The sequence below is a fragment of the Mycobacterium helveticum genome (assembly GCF_007714205.1).
Lineage (GTDB): Bacteria > Actinomycetota > Actinomycetes > Mycobacteriales > Mycobacteriaceae > Mycobacterium > Mycobacterium helveticum.
The window spans coordinates 1-628 of the sequence record NZ_VMQU01000343.1; the positions used below are offsets into that span (position 1 = coordinate 1).

Annotated in this window: 1 protein-coding gene; it reads left to right on the forward strand. The window is 69.9% G+C overall.

Annotated elements, in window-relative coordinates:
* Positions 1-198 precede the first annotated feature (198 nt).
* The coding region (locus FPZ47_RS27835; protein ID WP_144957548.1) for a hypothetical protein at positions 199-628 on the forward strand (430 nt) is incomplete at its 3' end.

The following is a 628-nucleotide window of genomic DNA, read 5'->3' on the forward strand; positions in this document are numbered from 1 at the left end:
TGTTCGGGGGCATTCAGGGTGACCACGTGGGGGTAGCGGTCCGGCACTGACGGCGAGCAGCTGTCGGCCGGGCGCGTGGGCGTTTGGTCTTTGTGGTGCCGGGGCGGCACGGTGATCACGTCGGTGTAGACGACGGCCCTCCCGGTTCTCTTTAGGCGGAGTCTTCGGGAGGGCCGTCTGTGCGCGCTTGGAGGCGCAGTGGTCACGGTAGAGGCAGATGTCGATGCAGTCGAGCGCAGGCTGGCGGCGGGCGAGTTGAACTGCCCGGCGTGCGCCGGCGTCCTGGCGGGGTGGGGGCACGCGAGGCCGCGGCAGCTGCGCGGTCCGGGTGGGACGTTGCAGCTGTGTCCGCGCCGTTCACGATGCACCGGCTGCGGGATGACGCATGTGTTGTTACCGGTGACCGCGCTGTTGCGCCGCGCCGATACGGCAGCAGTGATCGTGTCGGCACTGGCTGCCAAGGCTGTGCGCAGGGAGGGGTTTCGCCAGATCGCTGCCGCGCTGGCTCGTCCGGCCGAGACGGTGCGCGGTTGGCTGCGACGCTTCGCCGAGCGGGCCTTGGCGGTGCGTTCGACATTCACGGTGTGGTTGCGTGCGGTGGATGCCGATCCGGTGATGCCTGAGCCGG